Below are 2,343 nucleotides of genomic sequence, written 5' to 3'. Positions count from 1 at the left end.
GGGGATTACAATCGGGCGATCGACTTTCACGAACAGTCTTTGGTGATTCAACGGAAAATCGGCAATGCCGTGGGAGAAGCTAATTCCCTCAACAATTTGGGTAATGCTTACAAATCCCTAGGGGATTACAATCGGGCGATCGACTTTCACGAACAGTCTTTGGTGATTCAACGGAAAATCGGCAATGCCGTGGGAGAGTCAATATCTCTCAACAATTTAGGCGCAACTCTATTCAAAATAAACCAATTCCCAGAAGCCGAAGCCAAACTCCGCGCCTCAATCATAATTCACGAAAGTCTGCGGTCTAAATTAGTCCATAATGACCACAAAGCATCAATATTTGAAACCCAAATATCTGCCTATCGCCTTCTGCAAAAAGTCCTAGTCGCCCAAGCTAAATATGACGAAGCCCTAGAAATATCTGAACTGGGCCGCACCCGCGCCTTCGTAGAATTATTGCAACAAAACCTATTAACAACAGACTTAACAACCAACGAAGTCACAAATACATTATCAATTCCCAGAATCCAACAAATCGCCCAACAAAAAAACTCCACAATCGTTGAATATTCGATTATCGATCCAGACAACCTTTACATCTGGGTAATCCAACCAAACGGCAACATCACCCATCGCGCCGCCAACCTCGAACCCCTCACCCAACAAAACCAATCCCTCAAACAAATCATCCTCAAAACCCGCGTCTCGATCGGCGTAGAAGAAACCGATGACGAAGGCAACGAAATTCAGATGGAACCCAATTCTAGTATCGAGACACAACGCCACTTACTAAAAATACTTTATCAAATTTTGATCGAACCGATCGCCGATTTGCTCCCAACTGACCCTAATGACTCCATCATCTTCATCCCCCACTACGAACTATTTTTAGTCCCCTTCACCGCCCTGCAATCCGCCAATAACCGCTACTTAATCGAAGACCATATTATCCTCACCGCCCCATCCATCCAAGTATTAGAACAAACCAGCCAACACCAAGAAAACATCAAAGGATTGAGACAAGCAGCCCTGATAGTCGGAGATCCAACTATTGCAGCAAAATTCCAAGAAAACCCCTACAATCTCTCACAACTCCCCAGGGCTAAAGAAGCAGCCGAAGCCATAGCCGCGATTTTAGGAACCGCAGCAATTAGCGGCGAAAATGCCACCAAAGCGGCGATTTTAGACCAGATGCTAAACACGCGCATCGTCCATTTATCCGCCCACGGACTCCTCGACGATTTCCAAGGTTCGGGCATTCCCGGCACAATTATTTTAGCTGGTTCGGGAGACACCGACGACGGCGCGTTGAATGCTGCCGAAATCCTGCAATTAAAACTCAATTCCGAACTCGTAGTATTAAGCGCTTGCAGCACTGGCCGCGGTAAAATCACCGGAGATGGAGTTAACGGACTATCGCGCTGCTTCATCCTCGCGGGAGTACCGAGTGTCATCGTCTCCCTGTGGAATATGGGAGCAATTTCAGCCAAGTTACTGATGACTGAATTCTACCAAAATTTAGCGCGAGGCGATAACAGGGCGGCGGCATTGCGGTATGCTATGCTAACAACAAAGGCTCGATTTCCCAGTCCGATCGCCTGGGCTGCATTCACGTTAATCGGCGAAACAGAAAGTATATCTTTAGAGACTCAACAAATAGATTTAAGGAGGCTAAAAATGTCACTACCAGATAATTATAAACCTGAAGAGATTGTCGCTGGTTTAGCTAAGTTATTGCAAATATCGGAACCCAAGCTATTTGTTAATGATTTATCTGCGCTTGATGTGAGTTCTACGGATCGTCTCAATACTATAGCAGAAAAAATCAAGGCTTGGTGCGAAACCAGACCGTCTATCGAAGAGAATTTAGAGAACGAAATCGAGCAATGTGGGCCTGGTGGAAACTGTGATGATCCACCAGAAGAAATTGAGAGGGAGTTTATGGAAACTCTGATAGATAATCAGATCAGGCTGGGTTTATCTCGGCCGTCGGTTCCGGTGGTTGAAACAGATGATTCTGGGACGGAATCGGTTGAAGATTAAGGATAAATGCTGTCCCAAATTTCAGAAACTCGCCACTCACGCGAATCTCAGAAACCGGGTTTCTTCCGATATCTCTCGTGCTCAGCCGAAATTGTGGTAGAAACCCGGTTTCTCGCCACCCTATTTAAGAAATCCGAATACAAATTTCTTAATCGCAAATTCCGTAGGGGCGGGTTCACCAACCATCTTTGATTCACATCGAAAATTCACATAAACCCGCCCCCACCCAACGACAAATCTCCCATATACAACAGCCCGAAAAGATCGAATGTGTGGGGGCGGGTTTATCAATATTGTTTG

1 protein-coding gene is annotated in these 2,343 nt (G+C 45.7%); it reads left to right on the top strand.

Annotation, left to right across the window (positions count from 1 at the left end):
- Positions 1-2,043 (top strand): CHAT domain-containing tetratricopeptide repeat protein (locus QUB64_RS16375; RefSeq protein WP_333394126.1); only part of this gene is annotated, 2,043 nt, incomplete at its 5' end.
- Positions 2,044-2,343 lie beyond the last annotated feature (300 nt).

It is taken from the genome of Microcoleus sp. Aus8_D2 (genome assembly GCF_036702665.1).
In the GTDB taxonomy this organism is placed as follows: domain Bacteria; phylum Cyanobacteriota; class Cyanobacteriia; order Cyanobacteriales; family Microcoleaceae; genus Microcoleus.
This window is presented reverse-complemented; position numbering and strand designations above follow the sequence as displayed.